The following is a 5,484-nucleotide window of genomic DNA, read 5'->3' as shown; positions in this document are numbered from 1 at the left end:
CGCCATAACATTTTGGTGGGCAGATAATGAATTATATAAAGTTTTAGGAAAATCAACAAAAGTTATTGATATTTCTTCAATTGTAAAACCAACCGAAATAGTTCATATAAAAAATGCAAATATACTTTCAGAAGATTGTAGCTACTTTATTAAAAATCAAGATGTAATAGTTAAAAACGGCAAAATAATTAGTTTGGGAACAAATCTAGTTACCGAAAAAACTGCTATCATCATTGATGGTGCAAATAAATATTTAATTCCTGGACTTATAGATTCTCACGTTCATTTAAAAGAAAGTAAAAACGATTTGTTTTTATATTTAGTAAATGGTGTAACTTCCGTTAGAGAAATGGCTGGAAGTCTAATTGTATTAAAGTGGAAAAACGAAATTCAAGAAAACGCTATTGGACCAAGACTGTTTGTTGCATCGCCTATAATATTCAGCAGTGAAGGTGGATTAACTGGGTATTATTATTCTTGGACAAGACATTCGATCAATTATTCAACTAAAAACGATGCTGAAAAAGAAATAAGACAAATAAAAAAACAAGGTTACGATGCCGTTAAAATGTATGGTTTTGTTAATCCCGAGATGTTTAAAACTACTATTGATATCGCCAAAAGATATAACATTCCTGTTATTGGTCATATTCCATTGGTCAATTTAGATACATTTTATTCATCAGGTCAAAAAGAGGTTGCTCACATTGAAGAACTAACAGTAAAAACTATTGATGATTTTGGAAAATCAATAAAAAATAATCCAATTGAATTTCTCGCCTACTTTAAAATACGTTCAGTTCAAATTGCAAAAAAACTTAAAGAGAATAATATTAGTGTTACTTCAACTATTTGGTTATGTGAGAGTTTTTTAAATCAAAGATTTGACTTAAAATTAAAACTTAAAGAAATAGAATTGAAGTACGCTAATCCTAAAATTATTGAAGGAACTTCACTTTACAAACTAGGTTGGTTACCTAACAGAAACGGGTATGAATATGATGGAGAAGATAATCCTGATGCAAAAAAATTATCACTAATTTACTGGAAACTTTATGTCGAAGCAATTCATATTATGACAAAAGCATTAGTTGACAATAAAATTCCAATTATGGCAGGAACAGATGCCAATGTTGCAACTGTTGTTCCAGGATTTTCACTACACAATGAATTACAATCATTATCAAAGTCTGGAATGACCAATTCTCAAGCAATTTATTCCGCAACTGTTGAGCCTAGTAATTGGATGAAAAGAAATACTGGAAAAATAAAAGTTGGATATAATTCAGACTTAGTGTTACTTTCAAAAAACCCATTAGAGGATATAAAAAATACAAAAACAATAGAATATGTTTTCTTTGATAAAAATATGATTAATAAAGTTCAAATCGAAAATATTCTGAAAGCAATAGAAAATACAAATAATGAAAATAGAAATATAAAAATTGACCAATATATTAAATAAATGCACTATCTGCCGACAGCGGTTTTGATATAGTGGGGTTTCGGTCATATACTAAAACTTGATTTTATACCTGTAAAATCAGTAAACAACCGAAAATTTTGGCGTACTTTTTCCCGACCATCTCAATGCTGCAAAACGTTAAAAAAGCATTTATGGCTACTCGCCATTTTACAGCTATAAATCCTAATTATGCTGCTCTTTGAAAATCTCTAATAAAACTTCTTCTTCAATAATAGGGCTTTTGTTCTTTTTCATCACTTTGAGTATGCGGTTTGTTACCGAAGGATTCAGCCCCATATCTATACCTATTTGCTGAATGGTTAATTCTTCTTTGCTATGAATTACGCCATCGGAATGCATCAATAAAGCCAAACGATAAAACTGATGAAAGCACTCAAATTCTGATTTTATAACCAGAACAGGCAATTCCTGATGAAATAAATCATTAAAAACAGCCTCGCCAAGATTTAACTCTTTGGCTACAATACCTAAGAATAGGTATTCCTTTTTGTGCAAACTACCGTCAACAGTAGCAAAAGATATCATTTCTAAAAGTAAACTGATTTTTTCTTCGTAAGTAGGCATCAAATTATTATTTTTAGCTAAAATATTGTTTTTTATCCAAAACACAAAACCTGGCAATGATCCTACGAATGCTATTATTTATTTTTCTTTTTGTGGCAACAGAAAAAACTATTGCGCAAAACCCGAGCACAAAAGACGAACCGCCGAAGCAAAGCACTGCTTCAAAGCAAGTTTCTACTTTCACCATTGAAGCACCGCAATTAAATACAACTAAGAAAATATGGCTGTATTTGCCAAAAAATTACAATTCAACCAAAAAGAAATATCCTGTGATTTATATGCACGATGCACAAAATCTCTTTGATGCTAAAACTTCCTTTGTAGGCGAATGGAATGTAGACGAAAAACTGGATAGTCTCAATGCACAAGTAATTGTAGTAGGAATTGAGCACGGAAACGAAAAAAGAATGGCTGAATTAACGCCTTACAAACACCCAAAATATGCCGGTGGTGATGCCGATAAGTATCTTGATTTTATTGTAAAAACTTTAAAACTAGAAATAGACGCTAAATACAGAACAAAGACAAACGCAAAAAACACAGCAATAATGGGAAGTTCCCTTGGCGGATTGGTTTCCTATTATGCGATTTTAAAATATCCAGATGTATTCGGGAAAGCGGGGATATTTTCTCCCTCGTTTTGGTTCAACCGAAAAGAAATTATCGAACTGACAAATACAATTCCAACTATGAAAACCAAAATATATTTTCTTTGTGGCGACAACGAAGGCGATGCTGATATGATCACAGACCTCAACCAAATAGACAATTTGATTTCAGAAAAAAGATGTGAATGCAAGAATTTGACAAAAAAAACAATTGTAAAAGGCGGTCAACATAACGAAAAATTATGGCGAGATGGATTTGTAGACGCGTATTTATGGCTATTTTAAAATTTCAATTCATTTTATAGTTAAAGAAAAAGTATGATTAAAAAACATTTAAAATATCAAGTTCCTAGTGTAATACTGCTGCTGTTAGTAACATCGGTAGTTTTTTCGCAAAATATACCCGCTCGAAAAATTAAAAAAATGTTCGAAAAGTCGGAAATACTCAATGAGCATTTTACGGGATTTTCATTATTCGATCAAGATAAAGACAAAATGGTTTTTGAGCAAAATGGCAGTAAACATTTTATTCCAGCCTCTAATACAAAAACATACACCTTTTACACCGCTTTAGAAATGTTGGGCGATTCGATTCCAGCTTTGAAGTATGTTACCAAAGGTGATTCCTTGATATTCTGGGGAACTGGAGACCCAACATTGGCCTACTCGACTTTCAAATCAAATAAAGTGTTGGACTTTTTGAAAAAGTCGGACAAGAAATTATTTTTCGTTGCTACTAATTACAAAGGGAATTTTTATGGCGCTGGCTGGAATTATGATGATTATCTAGAAGATTTTCAACCCGAAATGACGGCTTTCCCAGTCGAAGGTAATACTGCAAAAGTATATAAGAATGAAGCTGGAGGACTAACAGTAAAACCTTCTTTTTTGCAACCTTTTTTTAAAGTTGATCCAAATTTTATTTCTGAATACTATCTTATAAAACGCGATTTTTATACCAATCAGTTTACCTATCCATCAAAAATTGATAAAACTGGATACTTACAAGAAATTCCATTCAAGACAAGTCCTGATTTAACTATTTCGCTTCTTGAAGAAAAAATCGACAAAGACATTACACTCATAGACATTCCTTTACCAAAAGATTTCAAAATTATTTATAGCGAAAAAACAGATGACGTTTTGAGAAAAATGATGATGGTGAGCGATAATTTCATCGCTGAACAATTGCTATTAGTCTGTGCTTCGACACTATCGAATGATTTGTCTACCAATACTATAATCGAATATAGCAAAGATAATTTTATGAAAGAGTTTGCCAATGACATCAGTTGGGTTGACGGTTCAGGACTATCAAGATATAATTTATTTACTCCAAACTCATCGATTTCGTTGTTAAAAAAAATTAGCAACAAAATCAACAATGACGAAAGATTACACAGTTTATTTCCGGCTGGTGGTGTTTCGGGGACCTTAAAAAGAGCCTATAAAACGGATAATGATAAGCCTTTTGTTTGGGCAAAAACAGGAACACTAACCAATGTTTACAATCAGTGTGGTTATATAATTACACGAAAAGGCCAGAAATTAATTTACTCGTTTATGAACAACAACTTCAGGAAAACTACAGATGAAATTAGAACTGAAATGGCGCGAATTATCACTGAAATTCATAATAAGTATTAGAACTTTTGCAATTTAATTATTGACTGTCAAATACTTTTAAAACGTACCTTTGTAAAAACTTTAAAAATGACAAACAACGATATATTCAAAAAACTACGTGTCGCACTAATGTTGCGAGATGATCAAATAGTTGAGATTTTAGAATTAGTAGATTTTAGAATTTCTAAAACAGAATTAAGCGCTTTTTTCCGAGCAGAAGATCACGAGAATTATGTGGAATGCGGTGATCAAGTGTTACGTAATTTCTTGAACGGATTAGTAATTCATTTGCGAGGAACAAAGGAAAATCCTAAGAATCCAACTGCAGTTTTAGCAAAACACAAAGCCGAAATCCCTAAAAAAGAAGGACAAAAAGAGAGACCTGAATTTAAGGCAAAACCTAAAGATGAAGACAGAGCGAGGGGTGATCAAAGTCCTTCTAAAACGAAACCTGCTGCAAAAAGAACTTCAAAAAAAGAATTCCCAAAAGGGAACAACAAAATACAAGTGGTAGAAAAAGTAAAATTCAATTTCGGAAAGAATAAAAAATCGTAAGTTTATGAAAACCGCCTTGATTATTGGTAGCACTGGATTGATAGGCTCTCAACTTTTAGAACTAGTATTAGAAAGTACTGAATATGAAAAAGTCATCACTTTCGTCAAAAGAGATTCAGGCATTCAACATCCAAAATTAAAGCAACACATTATCGATTTTGACAAACCGGAAACATATAAAGAGTCGGTCTTTGGTGACGATTTTTTTTGTACCATAGGCACGACCATAAAAAATGCTGGAAGCCAAGAGGCTTTTAAAAAAGTAGATTTTGAATACCCTAAACAGTTTGCCACTTTGGCGCTGCAAAATAAAGTCAAACAATTCTTGATTATTTCTTCTCTTGGTGCCGATGCAAACTCTGGAAATTTCTATTTGAAGACTAAAGGAGCAATTCAAGATTTTCTTGAAGATTGCGATTTCGAAAGTGTTTCTGTACTGCAACCTTCGCTCCTTCTAGGAAATCGCACCGAATTTAGATTAGGAGAAAAAATTGGTGGGTTTTTTATGAAACTTTTTTCATTTTTATTCGTTGGAAATATAAAAAAGTACAAACCCATTGAAAGTGAAACTGTTGCCAAAGCAATGTTTACACTTGGGCAAAAAAATAATTTAGGTTTCAAAATATACGAATCTGATAAGATTCA

Annotated in this window: 6 protein-coding genes; 5 read left to right on the top strand and 1 reads right to left on the bottom strand. The window is 32.2% G+C overall.

What is annotated here, in order from left to right:
* On the top strand, positions 1-1,465 hold a 1,465-nt coding region (locus RMO70_RS05265; protein ID WP_310555376.1), incomplete at its 5' end, for an amidohydrolase family protein.
* Between the two features lie 183 nt (positions 1,466-1,648).
* Here RMO70_RS05265 and RMO70_RS05260 read toward each other — a convergent pair.
* Positions 1,649-2,050, bottom strand: a complete 402-nt coding sequence (locus RMO70_RS05260) for an excinuclease ABC subunit B (RefSeq protein WP_310555375.1) — start codon at positions 2,048-2,050, stop codon at positions 1,649-1,651.
* Between the two features lie 68 nt (positions 2,051-2,118).
* Here RMO70_RS05260 and RMO70_RS05255 point away from each other — a divergent pair, with 68 nt between their 5' ends.
* The 4 genes from RMO70_RS05255 to RMO70_RS05240 form a co-directional block, all read left to right on the top strand.
* A complete protein-coding gene (locus RMO70_RS05255) occupies positions 2,119-2,943 on the top strand; it encodes an alpha/beta hydrolase-fold protein (RefSeq protein ID WP_310555374.1) in 825 nt (274 codons plus the stop codon).
* 138 nt (positions 2,944-3,081) lie between these two features.
* The gene (locus RMO70_RS05250) at positions 3,082-4,305 is read left to right on the top strand and encodes a D-alanyl-D-alanine carboxypeptidase (protein WP_310555373.1); all 1,224 of its coding nucleotides are present in this window, start codon (positions 3,082-3,084) and stop codon (positions 4,303-4,305) included.
* A gap of 66 nt (positions 4,306-4,371) precedes the next feature.
* On the top strand, positions 4,372-4,839 hold the full coding sequence (locus RMO70_RS05245; protein ID WP_310555372.1) for a DUF1456 family protein: 468 nt from the start codon (positions 4,372-4,374) through the stop codon (positions 4,837-4,839).
* A gap of 4 nt (positions 4,840-4,843) precedes the next feature.
* Positions 4,844-5,484: NAD-dependent epimerase/dehydratase family protein (locus tag RMO70_RS05240; protein ID WP_310555371.1), on the top strand; the 641-nt coding region annotated here is incomplete at its 3' end.

This window comes from Flavobacterium sp. (assembly GCF_031422135.1).
Classification (GTDB): domain Bacteria; phylum Bacteroidota; class Bacteroidia; order Flavobacteriales; family Flavobacteriaceae; genus Flavobacterium.
Note: the sequence above shows the minus strand (reverse complement) of the source record. Positions and strands in the feature narration are given on the sequence as shown.

What these genes read in the sequence shown, in the direction of transcription:
- RMO70_RS05250 (WP_310555373.1), top strand. Translation starts at nt 3,082, where the DNA reads ATGTTCGAAAAGTCGGAAATACTCAATGAGCATTTTACGGGATTTTCA.
- RMO70_RS05245 (WP_310555372.1), top strand. Translation starts at nt 4,372, where the DNA reads ATGACAAACAACGATATATTCAAAAAACTACGTGTCGCACTAATGTTG.
- RMO70_RS05255 (WP_310555374.1), top strand. Translation starts at nt 2,119, where the DNA reads ATGCTATTATTTATTTTTCTTTTTGTGGCAACAGAAAAAACTATTGCG.
- RMO70_RS05260 (WP_310555375.1), bottom strand. Translation starts at nt 2,050, where the DNA reads ATGCCTACTTACGAAGAAAAAATCAGTTTACTTTTAGAAATGATATCT.